At 60.8% G+C, this 17,290-nt stretch carries 19 protein-coding genes and 3 pseudogenes; 14 read left to right on the top strand and 8 right to left on the bottom strand.

Features of this window, described 5'->3' with window-relative positions; all coding sequences use genetic code 11:
• Window positions 1–90 precede the first annotated feature (90 nt).
• Entirely contained in the window at window positions 91–612 is a 522-nt protein-coding gene (locus NKI16_RS16825) for a hypothetical protein (RefSeq protein WP_352842438.1), read from the top strand.
• Here the strand turns inward: NKI16_RS16825 and NKI16_RS16820 are convergent, their stop codons facing one another.
• Entirely contained in the window at window positions 613–1,200 is a 588-nt protein-coding gene (locus NKI16_RS16820; RefSeq protein WP_352842439.1) for a TetR/AcrR family transcriptional regulator, read from the bottom strand.
• A 146-nt stretch (window positions 1,201–1,346) separates the two neighbouring features.
• Here NKI16_RS16820 and NKI16_RS16815 point away from each other — a divergent pair, with 146 nt between their 5' ends.
• Entirely contained in the window at window positions 1,347–2,231 is an 885-nt protein-coding gene (locus tag NKI16_RS16815) for a class I SAM-dependent methyltransferase (RefSeq protein ID WP_352842440.1), read from the top strand.
• Window positions 2,232–2,366: 135 nt separating this feature from the next.
• Window positions 2,367–2,558: pseudogene (locus tag NKI16_RS16810) on the top strand (DUF1007 family protein); the annotation flags it as partial.
• Window positions 2,559–2,646: 88 nt separating this feature from the next.
• On the opposite strand, the gene tnpA reads toward NKI16_RS16810, so the two are convergent.
• A complete protein-coding gene (gene tnpA / locus NKI16_RS16805) occupies window positions 2,647–3,009 on the bottom strand; it encodes an IS66-like element accessory protein TnpA (protein WP_352621733.1) in 363 nt (120 codons plus the stop codon).
• 392 nt (window positions 3,010–3,401) lie between these two features.
• Here tnpA and NKI16_RS16800 point away from each other — a divergent pair.
• From NKI16_RS16800 to NKI16_RS34065, 3 genes and pseudogenes are all read left to right on the top strand, one after another.
• A pseudogene (locus tag NKI16_RS16800) lies at window positions 3,402–3,611 on the top strand (biotin/lipoyl-containing protein); the annotation flags it as partial.
• 167 nt (window positions 3,612–3,778) lie between these two features.
• The gene (locus NKI16_RS16795) at window positions 3,779–4,234 is read left to right on the top strand and encodes a Ros/MucR family transcriptional regulator (RefSeq protein WP_352644347.1); all 456 of its coding nucleotides are present in this window, start codon (window positions 3,779–3,781) and stop codon (window positions 4,232–4,234) included.
• Between the two features lie 45 nt (window positions 4,235–4,279).
• Entirely contained in the window at window positions 4,280–5,116 is an 837-nt protein-coding gene (locus NKI16_RS34065; protein ID WP_502897604.1) for a hypothetical protein, read from the top strand.
• Here NKI16_RS34065 and NKI16_RS16785 read toward each other — a convergent pair.
• The 3 genes and pseudogenes from NKI16_RS16785 to NKI16_RS16775 all read right to left on the bottom strand — a co-directional run bounded on the left by NKI16_RS16785 (window position 5,085) and on the right by NKI16_RS16775 (window position 5,919).
• Window positions 5,085–5,347: pseudogene (locus tag NKI16_RS16785) on the bottom strand (hypothetical protein). The gene NKI16_RS34065 and the pseudogene NKI16_RS16785 overlap by 32 nt on opposite strands.
• A gap of 171 nt (window positions 5,348–5,518) precedes the next feature.
• Entirely contained in the window at window positions 5,519–5,728 is a 210-nt protein-coding gene (locus NKI16_RS16780; protein ID WP_352699576.1) for a hypothetical protein, read from the bottom strand.
• 11 nt (window positions 5,729–5,739) lie between these two features.
• Window positions 5,740–5,919, bottom strand: coding sequence for a hypothetical protein (locus NKI16_RS16775; RefSeq protein ID WP_352621744.1), 180 nt, complete (start codon window positions 5,917–5,919; stop codon window positions 5,740–5,742).
• Window positions 5,920–6,297: 378 nt separating this feature from the next.
• Between NKI16_RS16775 and NKI16_RS16770 the strand changes: the two genes are divergently transcribed.
• From NKI16_RS16770 to NKI16_RS16760, 3 genes are all read left to right on the top strand, one after another.
• Entirely contained in the window at window positions 6,298–6,435 is a 138-nt protein-coding gene (locus tag NKI16_RS16770) for a hypothetical protein (RefSeq protein WP_352621746.1), read from the top strand.
• 141 nt (window positions 6,436–6,576) lie between these two features.
• The gene (locus NKI16_RS16765; RefSeq protein WP_352644342.1) at window positions 6,577–7,239 is read left to right on the top strand and encodes a nucleotidyltransferase domain-containing protein; all 663 of its coding nucleotides are present in this window, start codon (window positions 6,577–6,579) and stop codon (window positions 7,237–7,239) included.
• Window positions 7,236–7,652, top strand: coding sequence for a hypothetical protein (locus NKI16_RS16760; protein ID WP_023722279.1), 417 nt, complete (start codon window positions 7,236–7,238; stop codon window positions 7,650–7,652). The genes NKI16_RS16765 and NKI16_RS16760 overlap by 4 nt, the downstream gene beginning before the upstream one ends.
• 41 nt (window positions 7,653–7,693) lie before the next feature.
• Here the strand turns inward: NKI16_RS16760 and NKI16_RS16755 are convergent, their stop codons facing one another.
• Window positions 7,694–8,023: an FCD domain-containing protein gene (locus NKI16_RS16755; protein WP_352644340.1), complete on the bottom strand. Its 330-nt coding sequence runs from the start codon at window positions 8,021–8,023 to the stop codon at window positions 7,694–7,696.
• Between the two features lie 865 nt (window positions 8,024–8,888).
• Window positions 8,889–9,200, bottom strand: coding sequence for a hypothetical protein (locus tag NKI16_RS16750; RefSeq protein ID WP_352923416.1), 312 nt, complete (start codon window positions 9,198–9,200; stop codon window positions 8,889–8,891).
• Between the two features lie 442 nt (window positions 9,201–9,642).
• Between NKI16_RS16750 and panB the strand changes: the two genes are divergently transcribed.
• Window positions 9,643–10,479, top strand: coding sequence for a 3-methyl-2-oxobutanoate hydroxymethyltransferase (gene panB / locus NKI16_RS16745; protein ID WP_352923413.1), 837 nt, complete (start codon window positions 9,643–9,645; stop codon window positions 10,477–10,479).
• Complete coding sequence (gene panC / locus NKI16_RS16740; RefSeq protein WP_352923410.1) at window positions 10,476–11,435, top strand: pantoate--beta-alanine ligase; 960 nt, start codon at window positions 10,476–10,478, stop codon at window positions 11,433–11,435. Before panB ends, panC begins: the two co-directional genes overlap by 4 nt.
• A 139-nt stretch (window positions 11,436–11,574) precedes the next feature.
• Here the strand turns inward: panC and NKI16_RS16735 are convergent, their stop codons facing one another.
• Window positions 11,575–12,255: a GntR family transcriptional regulator gene (locus NKI16_RS16735; protein WP_352923406.1), complete on the bottom strand. Its 681-nt coding sequence runs from the start codon at window positions 12,253–12,255 to the stop codon at window positions 11,575–11,577.
• A 224-nt stretch (window positions 12,256–12,479) separates the two neighbouring features.
• On the opposite strand from NKI16_RS16735, the gene NKI16_RS16730 reads away from it, so the two are divergent.
• The 3 genes from NKI16_RS16730 (at window position 12,480) to NKI16_RS16720 (ending at window position 17,289) form a co-directional block, all read left to right on the top strand.
• Window positions 12,480–13,607 carry a sugar ABC transporter substrate-binding protein gene (locus NKI16_RS16730; protein ID WP_352644330.1) on the top strand — a complete coding sequence of 376 codons (1,128 nt, stop codon included), beginning with the start codon at window positions 12,480–12,482 and terminating at the stop codon, window positions 13,605–13,607.
• Window positions 13,608–13,681: 74 nt separating this feature from the next.
• On the top strand, window positions 13,682–15,220 hold the full coding sequence (locus NKI16_RS16725) for a sugar ABC transporter ATP-binding protein (RefSeq protein ID WP_502894611.1): 1,539 nt from the start codon (window positions 13,682–13,684) through the stop codon (window positions 15,218–15,220).
• Complete coding sequence (locus NKI16_RS16720) at window positions 15,217–17,289, top strand: ABC transporter permease (RefSeq protein WP_352906994.1); 2,073 nt, start codon at window positions 15,217–15,219, stop codon at window positions 17,287–17,289. Before NKI16_RS16725 ends, NKI16_RS16720 begins: the two co-directional genes overlap by 4 nt.
• Window position 17,290 lies beyond the last annotated feature (1 nt).

Raw genomic sequence — 17,290 nt, 5'->3', positions numbered from 1 at the left:
TCGACGCCTTGGCCACCGCTTGACCAGGGTACCAATGGGTCCATCTTAATCGTACCGGTGGCTCGCTCTTCAGCGCGAGGTGGAACTGATATGTGGAAAGCCCTCTTGGCTTTTGCGCTCGCAGGCGTCTGCCTGACGCCGGCGCATGCCGACAATGTCGATCTGGCGCTAGAAGCTTTTCACGAAACCTGTCTTGCCCATGGTCCAGACTTCGAGCGAACCGCCGCAGTGGCCAAGACGCGTGGATGGACACCGCTATCCGGTGACGCAGCGCTTACTCCAGTCGATGACGTGGATGCCTTTCAGGGATGGACGGTGACTGGCAATGATCTACCTGCCGGAACCATGATCGCGGTGACCAAAGCCACCTTAAGCGGCAAGGCCGTGCAGACCTGCTCCATCAGGCTGTTCGACGTCGACCGCGCGACATTCGAACAGCGTTTCTTCGCCCGGACGGACGCCGAAAAGATCAGCGAGGACCGGAATGGAGATCAGGTCTCCAAACTTTATGTATTGATTGCAGGCAACCGAAAACAGCTTGTCCATTTGACATCGCCGGTCGACATGGGGCGATCGGATTCGATCATTGCAAGCTCGATAGCCGACGACTAGTCAGGCGCCAATGCCTTTTCCGGCCATCCTCTGGAACAGGTCGTCTGCTTGTGCCGGTGAAAGGTTCATGTCGGTGGCGACCCACCAGGCGAGGACCGCAAGAAATGCGCCGGCGATGAACTGAATGGCGAATTCGGCAGGCATGCCGCGATCGCCGATCCGTTTCTCGACGAGTTCTTCCCGGACGCCTCGCCGGATACGCTCACGCAATTCGTCGTGGATCGTATCGCCGCTGCTTGCAAGCAATGCGTGGTGAAGCGGTCGGAATGCATGTGCGTGCTCGAACATGGGCAGGCTGAACTCGAACAGGCGGCTACCTGTTTCTTGACTTGCCGCCTCGCGCCTGCGGCCTATCGACCGCAGATGCGCCTCGATGGTCGCGCTGCGCAGAGCATCCTTGTCGGCATAGTGGGTATAGAAGGTCGACCTGCCGACATTGGCCCGCTGGCAAATGTCATCGACTGTGATGGCAGCATATCCCTGCTCCGGGATCAGGGCGATGAGCGCGTCCTGCAGCAGGCCGCGCGTCCGCGCGACGCGTCGATCGATCGCGTTCCGCTCGCCCGCGCGTTCGATTTTCATGGCCATGGCCCTCTGCGGTGCCCGGTTTCGGACATTCGGCGGTCCGGTGTCCGACAACAGCATTTCCAGACATTGTGTCCATTATGATACGCCAAGTCCAGGAGCTCAAATCGGGTTTGGGCACGCCGCAATGAAGCAGAAGGTCGCCAGACATGCACTCATCTGATCATCACGCCGGTAACGGACCGCATTCGCGCAAGAGGGTGATTGCGTTGGCCCTGCTTGCCAAGCTGTCGCTGGTCGCCGGCTTCCTCGTCCTCGCCGAATTGGGCATGGGCTATGTTCAGGCCGGCGCCTGGACGGCGGCATTCCACGGCCTCGTCCTTGCGGCGATCGCGGGATTGGCGCTGTGGGGCAGCCTGCGACACAGGGGGCTCGTCGGCAACGGTGCGCAGAGCGCGAGCGACAGGGGCATCGGCATCGTCCTGCATCGGGCGGCGGCCTATGACTTGCTTGCGCGCGTTCTGACCTTTGGGCGCGAGGGCCGCTTTCGCGAGCTCATGCTTCGCCTGGCAAAGCTCCAGCCCGGCGAAGCGATGCTCGATGTGGCCTGCGGGACGGGAACCCTTGCCATTGCCGCGAAGCGGCTGGTCGGTTCGGACGGAAGCGTCACCGGCGTCGATGCGTCGGTCGAAATGGTTGAGAGGGCGCGCGCCAAGGCCGAGCAGTCCGGTCTCGATCTGACTTTCGTCAACGGGACGGCGCAGCAGCTTCCCTTCCAGGACGCGCAATTCGACATCGTCGTCGGCACGCTGATGCTGCATCACCTGCCGAAGCCCGTTCGATCGGCCTTCATCCGCGAGGCAGCACGCGTCTTGAAGCCCGCAGGCCGGCTGTTGCTCATCGATTTCGGCAGGCCCATGCGCAAATCCAGATTGCCCAGGCTTCACAAGCATGGTCATGTCGATATGCATTCGGTCGCCTCGCTGTTGACCGAGAGCGGATTCCAGGTCAGCGATATCGGCGCCGTCGGAACCAAGAACCTGAACTATATTCGCGCAACGATGAACAAGGACCAGCCAGGCCAGGCGTCGTGATCATGCTCAGACGCTAGTTGCATGACGACCTGTTCTGGTATGTCCCATTTCGGCCTGCTTGCAATGGCAGGTGTCCTGCCTGATCCGGAATCGACGATCGAAATGTGAGCGAAAAATGCGACTGACAGGCATGGTATCAGGCGCGGCGTGCTCGCTTCCGCCGCGGCGGCGAACGCCCATCCGCATGTGTTTGCCGAAGCGAAGCTGGACCTGACCGCCGGTCCAGACAGGGCGGTCAAGTCGCTTCGGCATTCCTGGCGTTTCGACGACCTCTTTTCCAGCACTGTGCTGATGGAATTCGACAGGAATTCCGACCTTGTCCTTGATGCCAATCTTGCTGGGGTTCCTTCGGCAACCATTTCGGTCGCCAATAGAAAGCGCCGCGGCGAGCTTCTCGCCGCAATGCAGGCGTCATTCATGGTGAATGCGAAACGCCCAGCGCCTTCACCATCGCCGCCGCCAGTGTCGGCGGCGTGGTCAGCGGAATCCGCAGCCGCACCTTGCCGGCGACCTCCAGCTCGATCACCGCTGGTGGCGCCGCCGGCCGCGAAACGGCGACAGGCTCATCGGGAGCCACGACAACTTCGGCAAAGCCCGTCTCGCGGGCTCTCACCGTGCGGCGCCACTTATAGATCAGGCTGGTCGCGACATCGTACTGACGCGCCACCGCCGCCACTGTGGCCCCGGGCGCGAATGCCGCGGCCAATATCCGGCACTGATCCGCTTCACTCCAACGCCGACGCCGCTCCGGCCCGGTCAATAACGTCACATGGCTCATGCTGTGCTGCTAACTTCGCTCGTAAGGACGACTTTAAGAGCGCAGCCTCGCTACCGTGCCATCCTCTCGCAAGGCGGCCTTCGCCCGAGGCGTACCCTAACAGTGCATTTTGAATTTTGCTCCATGACCGCAAGGCGACGGCTGGATCGCATGTATCGACAGGTACTTTTTCGCGGTGAAGGTAGAGTCGAACGCGTAAACGCCGGCCTGACCTAATGAGCTATGATGGGCCCGTTGGAGAAACTGGGCGCCGCATCCAGGCACCCATGGCCTGCATGCTCGGCGGCGATAGGGCCCCGGAGATTGCCCGCGTGGCATTTCTCAGCGCCGCCAAGGAAGCGAAAAGCTTGAACGCCTGACATCTCCCGAATGCACGTTGCCATCCTGGGCTGTGTTCGCGTGTCGGCGCGCCGAGGCCTGGCGTCGTCTCGGCGCTCTCGGTCGCTGGCCTCCAGGCGATGAAGGCCGGCAATCTGCTTCTTTCGGTCGAAGCGATGAGATGGAACGGCGCTGCATGCCGAGCGCGACAGCACCATCGCCGAAGTGCAGATCAAGGCCGGCGACCAGACAATGCCAACGATCTGCTGATCGCATTCGGGTGAATGAGGGTGCTACACCTGAAGGGAAATCGGCCACACACACGCATGGCGCAGGAGATGACCAGCACAGTCGACCTTGGAGTAATCTAGCGTCAAATAATCATTGTTTGCAATTGCGCAGGCCGAATTTTCCAAATAGGAACGCCGGAGATCAACACGGAACGATTTTGATGGATGAAGCAATTGGGCAGCGAAGGGCTGATCTGCTAGGGATGACAGCAGATATCGTCGCAGCCTATGTCCAGAGCAACGCAACGCCCGTGGCGGATCTGCCGAATTTGATCGCCAGTGTTAATTCTGCGTTGTCTGGCCTGGCTGAGTCGGTCGCTGCACCATCGCCAATACTTACGCCCGCGGTAAATCCTAAGAAGTCGATCTTTCCCGAATACATCATAAGCCTTGAGAACGGGCGCAAGTTCAAGTCGATGAAGCGCCACCTGGGCTTGCTTGGCATGACACCTGATGAGTACAGAGCCAAGTGGGGTTTGGCGTGGGACTATCCTATGGTAGCGCCCAGCTATGCGGCTCAGCGGTCTGCGCTTGCCAAAGCTGCCGGTCTCGGCCGCAAGGCGGTTGCCAAGACGCCGCCAAGGAAAGCACCAGCAAAGCGCAAGGCCAAAGCCTGACAGTGCACGACGTTCGGGCCATGCCGTCAGGTCTAGATGGTCTAGGTGGCCTGGCTGGGAAAGAGCTGCCTGGCTTCGCGGTTCAGTAAGCGCCGCTCACGCCACAACACAAGCTTCAGCACGGCTTGCGTCTTCACGTCCTCGTATCCTGATGGGGCAGGAGAGGTCGATCAACGTGCGATCGACAAGTCGAGCCGATACATCGTCGCCCTCGACAGACAATCAAATAATATCGATAAAATCGCACTACATCGATACGTCACGCTCTGCTCGATGCCACAAAGCAACAAAGCCGCTGAATCCAGCAGCGCTCCGTGCTTCAAGGGCATGCCCATACGGGTGCTGGGTAAGCTAAATTTCTTCCCCGAGCAGTATCCTGGCCTCCTTGGCAGCAGCGATGAACGCCTGGCGCGCTATCCTTGGTGGTTTTTCTCCACGGATTACGGCAAGGCATGCTTCGATTGCGGCGAGCCGCGACTTGCCCTCCGGCCTCGGCCAATCCCTCAGCAGAACTTCGGCCGCGTCGGATACCGACGCAACAACTCTGTCGCGATCGATCCGGCCGGGTTGAACGACGACGGGCTTTCTGAAACGTTTCGTACGCACGACAGCCTCCAAGAACAAAATATGTTAGCTTCTGCTGATCCTTTGCGCCACATCAAACGTCCGCAAGCAACAGAAGGCATCCGCTTGGCCCAGAAGCCGCCGCCGCGACGCTGGCCAGTGCTTCAGCCGTCGGGCTTGGCCCCGACTTCGAAGAGCGCATCGCCAATAGCGGCGTTAAATGATCCACAAATACCCAGTGAAGGGGAGTTCTCCGAACACTGCGAAATGGAATCTCGGGCTGAATTTACTCCATATCCGGCACGTCACCGCAGGTGAATAGCACGGTCGGCGGGCCATAGTCGCCAATAGCCGGGCCGGCGTCGCGGCTCCATGCGATTACGCCAACGTGCTTCCCTGCGAGCGCCTGACCGGTGCGGATGGCGCGTTCCTCGCTTTGCTGATCGGCCGGACCAAAGGCGGAAACAGTTCGCCGTCCTCGCCACGATCGAACGCCACGACGACGGTTAGCTTGGGCTTCTTTTGACCGGGCAGAATATGATCAGACATGGCGGGAACCTATCACATGACCGAGGATTGAGTCGCGTTCGAGACTCGGGAGGTGCGCGTGCAAGGGCAAACGTGGCAAAGGCGGCCGGGTTCGCCAACACCAGCACCACGTTGACTTCTAGAAAAGTGATAAGGTCCTGCATGGTCTGTTTGCTCTGGCCTCCGCCGTGATCACCCCAACACAGGTGGCGTGTCGTTGTAGCTGACCTGCACCAGCTCCGGGTGTCGGTAAGCGAGGGTAAGTATTTGGGTCTCAAGCTCGCAGTTGTAGGCCATGAGCGCCTTGACGGTCTCCAGGGGACTCTCGTAGCGGGCGATGAGCTTCTCCGCCTCCGAGTGCAGTTCGGCTTTAGCCGCCGCGTCCAGGTGCATGATGCTCATCGGGGTCCCTCCTAACATCTTGCCCGACGCCGAGCCGAGAGTTCGTCAAGGCGATCGTGAAGGTGGCCATTGAGTACGATCATTTCCTTGAGCGCCTTCACCGCGTCGCCCTTGTGCTGGGCAATGAATTTGTCGGCGACGGCCTGGAGGGCTGCTTCTTGGCGGCTGTCCAGTGTCACGATGTGGTCCATGGCGATTGCTCCAAACGTTCCTGGCCACAGAGAACAAAAACGGCACAAAAGAGTCAAGGACTAAGTGACTCAGCGAGGAATAGGTTCGTATTTATTGACGGCACGTGAGGCAGTGCTCACAGCCATGGAGAGCCGCATGGGCAGACGAAAAAGCCGGTATGACAGACCGTTTGCTCGGGACGTTGAGGGATCATAAGGGAAGCACTAAGCCTTCGCGAGGTGGCGCTTTCGGCGCAACTCAACCTCAAAGCGAACGGTTGGGCTGTTCGACAAATTGCACGAGGTGTTGGCCACTGTCGCGGAGAAGGAGCCTAACTACCGCATGCCGAACCTTGGTCTCCTACCGCTCTCGGAGGACTACTCCACGCGGAAATGACCATGGCCGGGCCGATGGAGTGCGTATGGCGTGCCGCCAAGGCCAACATGCTGCTCATCGTCGAGTGCGGCCACTGCTACCATGTCGGCCGCTTCAGGGCCAATGACGTGGCCACATGGTCGGCTGGAACAAGCCGCTAAAACCCATCAGGTCCAGATGCAAACGTGGCGCAGCAACCGTCCAGGATTCAGACAACAGGACGTTCGTTTAGAAAACAAAACATCCGATTTGATATCCGACGAGTGATGTGCTATGAGTCCACAGCAGAGGGAACTTGCGCCATGGCACGCTCGACCGCTCAAAGCGCTTTGCGCTATCCACTCACCATTATGCTCGGCACCGAAGCAAGCGTAAGATTGCTCCGGGAATTGTCGCGCCACGGCGGCTTGCTTTCTTCTCCATTGCTTGCGACTCGTAGCGGGCTTGCAAGGGCAAGCGTGTGGTCTGCTCTCGCAACCTTGGAAGGGATTGGCATCGTATCTTCAGAGGGAACGGGCAGGGCTCGTCTTTACCGGTTGAATGATCGCCATCCGCTGGCGACATCACTGGAAGCCCTCTTCGAGCAGGAGGCGCTTCGGTATTCCAATATTCGCGCCGTAATCACTGAGGCGGTCTCCGCAGTTCGGCCGAACGTACTCGCGGCCTGGATTTACGGCAGCGTAGCGAGGGGCGAGGACCGTCCAGACAGCGATCTCGACATCGCAGTGGTTACGCCATCCGAAAAGCTAGAAAGCGCGCTCCAAGAAATCCGTGAGGCACTGGTGACCCAAGGTCAAAAGCTTGGCTTCAATCCCTCGGTCGTGGGACTCACTCCGGAGGATGTGGCAAGGCTGTCGAGCACGCGAGACCCGTGGTGGGGCGGGGTCGAAGCCAATGCCCTGCTCGTCTTGGGTTCACGCCCGGACGAACTCGCAACAAAAACTCGCCGGAAGGCGTTGGCATGACCAGAAGAGGTGCGACGAAAGCAGTCGAGACAGGCTTTGGCGAGGGGCGATTGCGCATCGCCCGCTCATATTTGAAGGCTGCCCGTTTAGAGGTGGCAATGTCCGGAACGGGTGACATCGGAAATCCGGCTATGTCGCAGATCGTGAATGCGGCAATAGCATACGCCGATGCGCTCACTGCCCGATTTGCAGGAAAGATCAACCGCGCGGATCATGCGGCCGTGGTGAAAACCATGCGCGACGCGCTTGGAAATCGCCTTCCTGCAGCGCAGGCCAGCAGGTTGCGGAGCATCCTCGATGAGAAGGACGAAACTCAATACGGAATCAGGGCAAAATCATTACCCGAAGCGGAGAGCTTGCTCGACAAGTTGGAAAAGTTCGCGGAGTGGGCGGAAAAAGAACTGGAAGTCTGATCAGCAATGGAGGCGGCATGTCGCTTATGGCGACCTGAATGTTACTTCAGCAGTTTGATCAGCACTGTGAAAGCCGCGTCGATGTCAGCGCGAACCGCGGCCCGGACCGCTTTCGCGTTGCGGTCTCGCAGCGCTGCAAACATCTGCTGATGGTGCTGGTTGGCGGTCGAATAGTTTCCGGAATCGTGCAGCATGTTGAAAAAGGGACTGATCTGCAGCCACAGGTTCTCGATGATGTTGAGCATGTTTTCCGAGCCCGCGGCTCGATAGATGGAGAAATGAAAGGCGTAGTTAGCCCTGAGGTAGGATCCGGAGTGGAACAGCGGGTTTTGACGAAGGTTGGGCACCAGCAAAAAACGTAGGTGAAGCATGGCTGCTCATCAGGAAAGCAAGGACCGCACTGAGCGTACGGCACGGGAGGCAAAAACGGCCAGACTACGGGAACGGCGGCTGAAGACTGGGACTGCTATGCAAGAGCGGAATGATGAGGGCGCAAAACGACCGTCAACACAGCGACGCCGCAATCGGTGACGCCTATCTTGTTGGCAGTTAGGGCCTCGTTAGCTCCCGGGCCTGCTCCGGGGACAAGGCCGAATGGGTCAAGCCCGACCTTGTCGGTCGGGTGAAATTTTGCCGCTCAATTTCCTCGATGAGACCTGACTGCCTTCAGCAGTTCGCGCTCGTCAGTGTGAGCATTTCGAAAAGTCGCCACTACCGTTTCCGCCAAGATTTTGCCCTGTTGGCTTAAAGGGTCGAGGTCTTCGTCTGCGCAAATCTGATCGAAAACGCGCTGGCAAATAGCCAAATCATGAGGACTAAGGCAGGTGCGATTGGTACGCTGGCGCTGCGGCATGTGCGAACCCTCAGGCCCGCTGCCCGTGCAGAGCAGCGGGCCTTTACAGCCAGACCGGAGAACGGAGGAGAGTTCAGTCTCGCGCAAAAAAACGTTTGATGTAGAGTGCTTGTTCCCGGCTAACGAAGTTGGTAATTTTCGTACAGTGCGCCATCTGGGGCCGATTGCCTTCCCGCAAGCAATTAGCCGTTCAACTGTTTCAATGATAGCCTTGGCAAGGGGCTCACCCTCATGCATGGGCTCTTGGCCATAAGAGCGGAAGACAGCCTCCTCGATCGGCAGCACGCCGGCCGGGCAGGTCTCCTCGATGCCACGCGCACCAGAGCAAGGGCGGCCAGGCCTTCCGGACTTGTCTTCGGCATCGATGATTTGATCTGCGTTCGCTAATCCGCCTCATCTCTGAGCGTCATCTTTTTGCGGCGGACAGGCGTCCAGTCGGTGATCGTATCGGCATCCACGGTGATTAGCCCGCCAGCTTTCACGGTCCCCTTTCGATTTTCCTCGTCGACCCGCGTGACCTCGCCAGTGAGCTGGAGCTCGTCACCTGGTTTGGACTTTTTAGGAGCAGGGATCGAATGCGGAAAACCATAGGAGGGGATGCTGACGCTAGCTCTTCCGTCGTCCAGGAGCTTCAGCACCGTCACGGTGATCGCCACCTCATCGCCGATATTGATGTCCGCAATTTCCCAAGCCATGATTCTGGAGCGGCTTTGACGGTAGTCAAGGGATTGCTAATATGCGCAAAATGCCAACGCCGCCAGCGTGCACCTTGTTTCGGAACCGATTCGAACCAGCGATTTTGATTCAAATCGTAGTGTCTGGAGTGCGGGCGCATGCTTCCGTCACAACCCATTTCGGGTAGGCTTGCAACCAAGGTCGCTTCTGGCGTGAACCGCAGTGCGGCAGTTAAACTGTTCGAGTTGAAAACGGCCGGAGCCCGATTGCTCAGCCGATCAGCAACACGGTTGTCGCGCAGGATCACCCAAGCAGAGGAACGCTCGCCCTCTGTCTTTGCTTTGCGGAGAGCCTGCTTCGCAACGCACAAACTTTTCTGATGCAGTGCGGTTTTGGCCTTCGCACCTGCACAGAACTATGCAAAACCGTCACCGCTGGAACTTGACCCGAGGGAATGTGCCCATGAGTGTGGCGGTTGAGACAAAGGCGCTGACGCCGCCGGACATTGTGTCCCGAAAGCACAAGAAGCCGATTGTCTGCCTAACAGCGTATACAACGCCCGTTGCGCGCCTCGCCGATAGGCATTGCGACGTGGTCCTGGTCGGCGACAGCGTCGGCATGGTGCTTCACGGCCTGACGTCAACTCTCGGGGTTACGCTGGAGATGATGATCATGCACGGCAAGGCCGTGCGCCGCGGTCTTGAACGAGCGCTGATGGTCGTCGACATGCCGTTCGGCTCCTATGAGGAGGGCTGCGAACAGGCCTTTCGCAACGCCGCCCGGCTGATGGCGGAGACCGGATGCGCCGCGGTCAAGCTGGAGGGCGGCGAGAGCATGGCTGACACGATCCGCTTTCTTATTGCCCGCGGCATCCCCGTCATGAGCCATGTCGGGCTGACACCGCAAGCGATCAATGTGCTTGGCGGCTACAAGGTCCAGGGCAGGGGCAGAGACGGCGACAGGATTTTGCGGGACGCTGTTGCTGTTGCCGAATCCGGCTCATTCTCCGTTGTGCTGGAAAAGGTGGCCGAGCCGCTCGCACGAAGAATAACCGAGGAGGTTACGATTCCAACCATCGGGATCGGCGCCTCCGCCGCCTGCGACGGCCAGGTTCTGGTCGTCGACGATATTCTGGGCATGTTCACCGGTTTTCGTCCGAAATTCGTCAAGCGTTATGCCGAACTGGGCTCAGAGGCCGAAGCCGCCATTGCGGCTTACGCGGCTGATGTGCGGGAAGGGCGCTTTCCGGCGGCCGAACATCTCTTCGCCGACGCACCGCAAGCCGGAGAAGCCGCGTGAGCGCGCCGATCGTCCGCACCATTGCCGAGCTTCGTACCGCTGTGGCGGGATGGCGCCGTTCCGGTCTCAATATCGCCGTGGTGCCTACGATGGGAGCCTTGCATGAAGGGCATTTGAGTCTCGTGCGTTCTGCGCTTCAAAAGGCCGATCGCGTGATCGTGACGCTGTTCGTCAATCCCAAGCAGTTCAACAGTGCGGCGGATCTTGCCGCCTATCCCCGCACGGAAGACGAAGACGCTGCAAAGCTCACGCGGCTGGGCGCCCACCTGTTTTATGTTCCGGATGCGACTGCGATGTATCCTGACGGCTTCGCCACGACCGTGTCCGTGTCCGGCGTCAGTGAAAGCCTGTGCGGTGCGTTCCGGCCCGGCCATTTCGATGGGGTGGCGACCGTCGTTGCAAAACTCTTCCTGCAGACCGGCGCTGATTTCGCCTTTTTCGGAGAGAAGGACTTCCAGCAGCTTCAACTTATCAGGCGCATGGTCCGGGACCTGGATATTCCGATCACCGTCGTCCCCTGTCCGACAGTCCGGGAAGCCGATGGTCTCGCTTTGTCATCGCGCAATGTCCGGCTCTCGCCGGCAGAGCGCGCCGTCGCCCCAAGGCTAGCATCGGTCCTATTCGATACGGCGTCGGGGCTCTCGAACGGCTCTCCCGTCCTGCCAACGCTTGCCGAAGCGCGCGCAGCGATCCTGTCCGCGGGCTATCGCGAGGTCGAGTACCTGGAACTCCGTGGCGAGGCAGATCTGCAACCGATAGCAAGCCTGGATCGGCCGGCACGCCTGTTTGCAGCGGCCTGGCTCGGCGAGACGCGGCTCATTGATAACGTCAGAACACTGCCGTCTCCCGTTCTTGTTGACAAGCCGCTCGGGCATGCCTTCACCCGTGCCGACGGTCACACCGCAACGCCAGCGATTAAGGATGAGCTTGTAGGCTCTGGCAAACGCTACCCCTGACCAACTCGGCCCTGTGAGCGCTGGATCGTCCCCTCTGGATGAATCACCGCAGCAGGGCGCTGGAAATGTCCGCTGATGCTCGGCGGTTCGGTTGTGGTGAGCATCGCCGTCCTGCCATGTCGGGCTTGGCGACCTGCGACTATTTCAGCAGTTTGATCAGGACAGTGAAAGCCGCGTCGATGTCAGCGCGAACCGCAGCCCGGACCGCCTCCGCGTTGCGGTCTCGCAGCGCTGCAAACATCTCCTGATGGTGCTGGTTGGCGGTCGAATAGTTTCCGGAATCGTGCAGCATGTTGAAATAGGGACTGATCTGCAGCCACAGGTTCTCGATGATGTTGAGCATGTTTTCCGAGCCCGCGGCCCGATAGATGGAGAAATGGAAGGCGTAGTTAGCCCTGAGGTAGGATTTGACGTCGCCGGCGGCATTGGCCTGTTCGAGTGCGTCCAGATGCTGGCGCAGCAGCATCACGCCTTGATCGTCCATGCGTTCGGCGGCCCATGCGGCGGCGATCGCCTCAATTTCGAACCTGACGTTCCTGAGATCGATAAGCCGCGCGCGGCTTAATGCAGGGATACCAATCGAACGGCCCGAAACCACCATCAAGGCGTTGGCGGCGCTCAGACGCCGCAGTGCCTCGCGAACCGGCATCGGGCTGACGCCGAAAGCGTCGGCAAGGCTCTGCACCGTCACCATTTCACCTGGAACGATACTGCCGTCGAGGATCAACTCGGTAACGTGCCGGTAAACCCTGTCCTGCAGGGTTTCCCTGGACAGCGGTGTGATCTCGACGCCCGGCTTCCTGAATGCCGCCCCAGCCATCTCTGCCTACCCTTCCCCATACGGGTGACGCTCTTGTCCTACCCGGCGCCTGTGCCCGGAATGCAAGGTTCGGATTGCCGCGTCAAGCGCCGGCGTATCCGGCTTTTACCTTTTCATCATTGATCTTTGATCAAATCATGATACGTTCAGCTGCGTCGAATGACAAGGAGTACGTTTCGTGCCCTTGGGAGGCATTCGGTCGTCTGAACTGGGAGGAGTTTTGAATGGGTATCGGATCGAAAGCCCGGCGGTTTGCGCTGCTTGCCGGCATGGCTGTTTGCGTTCTTGGTACGTCCGCCGCCGAAGCGGCCGGAAAGCACAAGATATTTCTCAGCATGAGCTTCATCGGCAATGATTGGCAGGCCGAGGCCGCCAACATGGTCAAGGCGATGGCGTCGCACAAGAGCATGGCCGACAAGGTGGACCTCCAGGTCCAGGTTGCGGGGCCGAACGCACAGCGCCAGATCCAGCAGATCAATGCCATGGTCCAGGCAGGCGCCGAAGCCATCGTGATCTTCCCGATCTCGCCGACCGCGCTCAACCAGGTGGTGAAGAACGCCTGCGACAAGGGCGTGAAGGTGTTTGCCTACGATGCCGAGATCACGGAGCCTTGCGCCTACAACGTCCATATCGACCAGGAAGAGGCTGGCCGCGTAACGGCGGAGTGGCTGGTCAAGAAGCTCAATGGCAAGGGCAACATCATCGCGGTGACCGGCGTTCCCGGCACCTCGGTCGATGATCTGCGCACCAAGGCCGCGAAGGAGGTGTTTGCCAAGCATCCCGACATCAAGATCGTCGGCGAGGCTGTCGGCATGTGGAGCCAGGCGGTGGCCCGTACCGAACTTTCCAAGATATTGGCGACGCGCAGTTGGGACGACATCAACGGGCTGTGGATGCAGGTCGGCTGCTTCACCGCCAATTCCATGCAACTCGAGGCCGGCAAAAAGGTCAGCGAACTCCTGCCTTGCGCCGGCGAGGGCTCCAATGGCGGGCGCATCCAGATGCTGCCGGAGGGCACGGAGGTCGAGGGCGCAACCTCTCCCTATGCGCCGCTCGGCGCGCCGCGCATTTCCTACGCGTCGCCGCCTTATTCCGGTGCGCTGGCCCTCAAGCTTGCGGTCGAGGCGCTTGACGGCAAGGAGGTTGCCAAGAAGACGATCCTGCCACTGCCGGTCGTCACCAACGAGACGATAAAGCTTTGTGACGAAGGCACCTGGGCGGAGATGAAGGCTGGCTGCAACGCGTTCAAACCGTCGTTGGTCTCCAACCCCGGCTGGTTCGCCTCGATCTTCTCCGACCAGACACCTGAAATCGGTCTCGCCGCCGCCCTTGTCGGCCAGCCCGAGGAGTAAGGCTCTCCGAAATGGAGCGTGGGGTGCCTTTCGAGGCACTCCACGCACCTTTCATGCAGGCCGGGACTGGGATAATGATGTCAGCGCATTCGACAGCTGTCGGCATAGAGGGCGTCCGCAAGGCGTTTGGCGCAACAGTCGCCCTCGATGACGTTTCCTTCGAGATCGCTTCGGGCAGCGCGCATGCCTTGCTTGGCGAGAACGGTGCGGGCAAGTCCACGCTCGTCAAGCTGCTGTCGGGACTGGTGCGGCCCGACGAAGGGCAAATCACCGTTCTTGGTGAACCGGCGCCACTCGGTTCGCCGCGCGCCGCGCACGCCAAAGGCGTGCAGACAGCCTTCCAGGAAATGACGCTGGTGCGCGATCTCAGCGTTCTCGACAACATGCTGCTGCCCTACGCGCCTGTCGGCCCGATCGGCCTGATCAAGCGGTCGGCCGCGCGCAAGGCGGTGCGCCAGCACATTTCAGATCTCGGGTTTTCGGTCGATCTTGATGCCGAAGTGGCAACGCTCGATCTCGCCGTCCGGCAGAAGATCGAGATCGCGCGCGCGCTCTATCGCAAGCCGCGCATCCTCTTGCTCGACGAACCGACCTCGACGCTGTCGGGCGGCGATGTCGAATGGCTGGGCGGCATCATCGCGCGGCTGAAGGCGGCCGGTACGACGGTCGTGTTCATCACCCATCGCATGCGCGAGGTGCGGGCCTTCTGCGATACGCTGACCATTCTCAGGAACGGCCGTCATATCGTGACCGCACCGGCTGCCGATGTCCCGGATGGAGAAGTAATCGAAAAGATCATCGGTCGCAGCATCGCCCAGACCTTTCCGCCGAAACCCGAAAGCGAGGCCGTCTTCGGTCCTCCGGTGCTCGGCGTACGCGATCTCAAGGCCGGGAGGAAGCTCGACGGCGTCGGTTTCGACCTGCGCAAGGGCGAGATTCTCGGCATTGCCGGGCTTCAGGGCATGGGCCAGCTCGACCTGTTCCTCGCCTGCTTCGGCATGGCCGAGATCGAGCGCGGCCATATCCTGGTCGACGGCCGCATGGTTTGGCTTGGATCGCCCGCCGATGCGCTCAAGCCCAACATGGCGATCGGGCTGGTACCCGAGGACCGCAAGACCGAAGGCCTGTTCCTGAAACTCTCGGGCCGGCAGAACGTATCGCTGCCGGTCGTCGCGCGTTTTACCCGATTTGGCCTGATCAGCAGGGACGAGGAGGCGCGGGCCGTACAGTCCGCCTTCTCGACGGTCGAGGTCGACCACCGCGCCATGTGGACTAGGGCGGGGGCGTTTTCGGGCGGTAACCAGCAGAAGATCGCCATCGCAAAATGGTTGGTCGCCGAAAGCCGCATCCTGCTGCTCTTCGACCCAACCCGCGGCATCGACGTCGGCACCAAGCACGAACTCTACGTGATGATGCGCGACTATGTGGCGGCCGGCGGCTCGATCCTTCTGCATTCAACCGAAATTCCCGAGCTGGTCCATCAATGCGACCGGGTGCTCGTCCTCTATGACGGTCGCCTGGTGGCGGAGCTTGCCGGCAACGACATCACGGAAGGCGCGATCATGCGACCGGCGCTGGGACACGGCGACTTGGTCCGGGAGGCGGCGGAATGAGCGTGACGAGTTTGCCCGCCGCGGCACCGGCCACGACATTGTCGCGGCTTCTCGCGCGGCACAGCGGCGCGATCATCGCGGCGATCGTCTTTGCCGTGCTCCTGCTGATCGTTGATCTGGTCAGTGCCGGGCGGCTCACCTATTTCGACATTTCGTTTCTCTCCAGCGGCGGCGCCACCTCGGCACTGGCGGCGATCGGCCAGACCGTGGTCATCCTGTCCGGCGGTTTCGACCTGTCCGCCGGCGCGGTGATCTCGCTGGTCAATGTCGTCCTGGCAAAAGGCATGGATCCGATGGCGACCGGCACCAGTGTCGCGCTGTGGACCTTGGCCGGAATTGGTGTCGGCATGCTGGTCGGCGCCTTCAACGGCTTCTTCATCGCCGTCCTGCGCATGCAGCCAATCGTCGTCACGCTGTCGACCATGTTCATCCTGCAGGGGGTAACGCTGCTGGTTATGGACAAGCCGGGCGGCTTCGTCTCTCCCGATCTTGGCGCCTTCTATCTCGGTGATGCCATCGCCGGCTGGATACCGATGCCGCTGGTGGTTATTGGTGTCGTCCTGCTCGGCTGGTTCTGGCTCAAAGGCACACGCTTCGGGACGGCTCTCTATGCGATCGGCAGCGATCCGGATGCGGCCACATCGGTCGGCGTGCGCGTCGTTCTCGTGCGCTTCCTGGTCTACGTCGTAGCCGGCGGCTGCTACGGGCTTGCCGGCGTCTTCATCAGTGCCCAGACCGGCAGCGGCGATCCGCTCGTCGGCAACCCGTTGTTGCTGTCGATGTTCGCGGCGGTCGTTGTCGGCGGTACAAGGCTGGGCGGCGGTCAAGGCGGGCCGGTTGGCACTGTCTTTGGCGCCTACATACTGATGATGGTCGTCAACATCCTGCTCGTACTCAACGTCTCGGCCTATTATTCGACGATCGCCGAGGGCACAATCCTGATCCTTGCCGTGCTTGCCGGCTCGCTGTCGCATGGCTCCGTGCTCGCCCGCCAACTGCGTGCGCTACGGGCGCGGTTGGCCGCATGGCGCGCCGGAATGCTGCCCTCGCAGATCGATCGCACCGACCGGCGGCTGAGAATCGCGCGTGGCAGCACCGACGATCAGCAGGCGCCGCAGCCGGCCTTCCATATCCGCAATGCCGAGACGCTGCGTTATGCGCTGCCGGCCTATGTCTGCCTGGCCATCGTCGTGATCGTCACCCAGATCTGGCTCGGACGCGCCATTGTCAACGTCACCTACTGGAACTCGCTGTTCGTGCTGTCGAGCTTCCTCGCCATCCTGGCGCTTGGGCAAGGTAGCGTAATCCTCACCGGCGGGCTCGACCTGTCGGTGCCGTGGATGATCGGTCTCTCGGGCATCCTGCTTGCCGGCATGGTCAACGGCTCGGATGCTGCACTTGCCTATGCGCTGCCGGCGGTGCTGCTCATCGCTTGCCTGATCGGTCTTGCCAACGGCATCGGCATCGTCTTCCTCGGCATTTCGCCGATCGTGATGACGCTGGCCACCAACGGCATTCTGCAAGGCGTCGCGCTGCTCTACTCGCAGGGTACGCCGGCCGGCTTCTCCTCGCCGATGCTGCGCTGGTTCATGACCGGGAAGGTATTCGTTGTGACGCCGGTGGTGCTGTTCATGATCGCCTTCGTCGTCTTTGCCGTGCTGCTGCTCGGCCGCACCGCTTTCGGCCGCCGGGTTTATGGCATCGGCAACAGCCTGCGCGCCGCCCAGCTCTCCGGCATCGCGGTCGGGCGCACGCTCATCCTCGTCTATGTGCTGTCGGCGGTCTGCGCGGGGCTCGTCGGCATCATGCTGACCGGCTTTTCCGGCCAGGCCAGCCTCGGCATGGGTGACGACTATCTGCTGCCCTCGATCGCCGTAGTCGTCGTCGGTGGTGCGCTGATTACCGGCGGGCGCGGGCACTATCTCGGCATGCTGGGGGGCGTGCTGCTTTTGACCGCGTTGCAGATGCTGCTCGCCGGCACGACGCTGCCTTACGCGACGCGGGCGATCCTGTTTGGGCTGGTGGTGCTCGGTGCCGTCATGGCGCTGCGCGAAAGGCGGATTCAGTGAA

Origin of the sequence: Mesorhizobium sp. M0698, from assembly GCF_040320455.1 — a bacterium.
Taxonomy (GTDB): domain Bacteria; phylum Pseudomonadota; class Alphaproteobacteria; order Rhizobiales; family Rhizobiaceae; genus Mesorhizobium.
Note: the sequence above shows the minus strand (reverse complement) of the source record. Positions and strands in the feature narration are given on the sequence as shown.

Excerpts from the sequence above, each read along its gene's own strand:
- tnpA (WP_352621733.1), bottom strand. The coding sequence starts at position 3,009 with ATGAGCCATGTGACGTTATTGACCGGGCCGGAGCGGCGTCGGCGTTGG.
- NKI16_RS16815 (WP_352842440.1), top strand. The coding sequence starts at position 1,347 with ATGCACTCATCTGATCATCACGCCGGTAACGGACCGCATTCGCGCAAG.
- NKI16_RS16750 (WP_352923416.1), bottom strand. The coding sequence starts at position 9,200 with ATGGCTTGGGAAATTGCGGACATCAATATCGGCGATGAGGTGGCGATC.
- panB (WP_352923413.1), top strand. The coding sequence starts at position 9,643 with ATGAGTGTGGCGGTTGAGACAAAGGCGCTGACGCCGCCGGACATTGTG.
- NKI16_RS16780 (WP_352699576.1), bottom strand. The coding sequence starts at position 5,728 with ATGAGCATCATGCACCTGGACGCGGCGGCTAAAGCCGAACTGCACTCG.
- NKI16_RS16765 (WP_352644342.1), top strand. The coding sequence starts at position 6,577 with ATGGCACGCTCGACCGCTCAAAGCGCTTTGCGCTATCCACTCACCATT.
- NKI16_RS16825 (WP_352842438.1), top strand. The coding sequence starts at position 91 with ATGTGGAAAGCCCTCTTGGCTTTTGCGCTCGCAGGCGTCTGCCTGACG.
- NKI16_RS16755 (WP_352644340.1), bottom strand. The coding sequence starts at position 8,023 with ATGCTTCACCTACGTTTTTTGCTGGTGCCCAACCTTCGTCAAAACCCG.
- NKI16_RS16770 (WP_352621746.1), top strand. The coding sequence starts at position 6,298 with ATGGCCGGGCCGATGGAGTGCGTATGGCGTGCCGCCAAGGCCAACATG.
- NKI16_RS16760 (WP_023722279.1), top strand. The coding sequence starts at position 7,236 with ATGACCAGAAGAGGTGCGACGAAAGCAGTCGAGACAGGCTTTGGCGAG.
- NKI16_RS16820 (WP_352842439.1), bottom strand. The coding sequence starts at position 1,200 with ATGGCCATGAAAATCGAACGCGCGGGCGAGCGGAACGCGATCGATCGA.
- NKI16_RS16775 (WP_352621744.1), bottom strand. The coding sequence starts at position 5,919 with ATGGACCACATCGTGACACTGGACAGCCGCCAAGAAGCAGCCCTCCAG.
- NKI16_RS16795 (WP_352644347.1), top strand. The coding sequence starts at position 3,779 with ATGGATGAAGCAATTGGGCAGCGAAGGGCTGATCTGCTAGGGATGACA.
- NKI16_RS16725 (WP_502894611.1), top strand. The coding sequence starts at position 13,682 with ATGATGTCAGCGCATTCGACAGCTGTCGGCATAGAGGGCGTCCGCAAG.
- NKI16_RS16735 (WP_352923406.1), bottom strand. The coding sequence starts at position 12,255 with ATGGCTGGGGCGGCATTCAGGAAGCCGGGCGTCGAGATCACACCGCTG.
- NKI16_RS16730 (WP_352644330.1), top strand. The coding sequence starts at position 12,480 with ATGGGTATCGGATCGAAAGCCCGGCGGTTTGCGCTGCTTGCCGGCATG.
- NKI16_RS16720 (WP_352906994.1), top strand. The coding sequence starts at position 15,217 with ATGAGCGTGACGAGTTTGCCCGCCGCGGCACCGGCCACGACATTGTCG.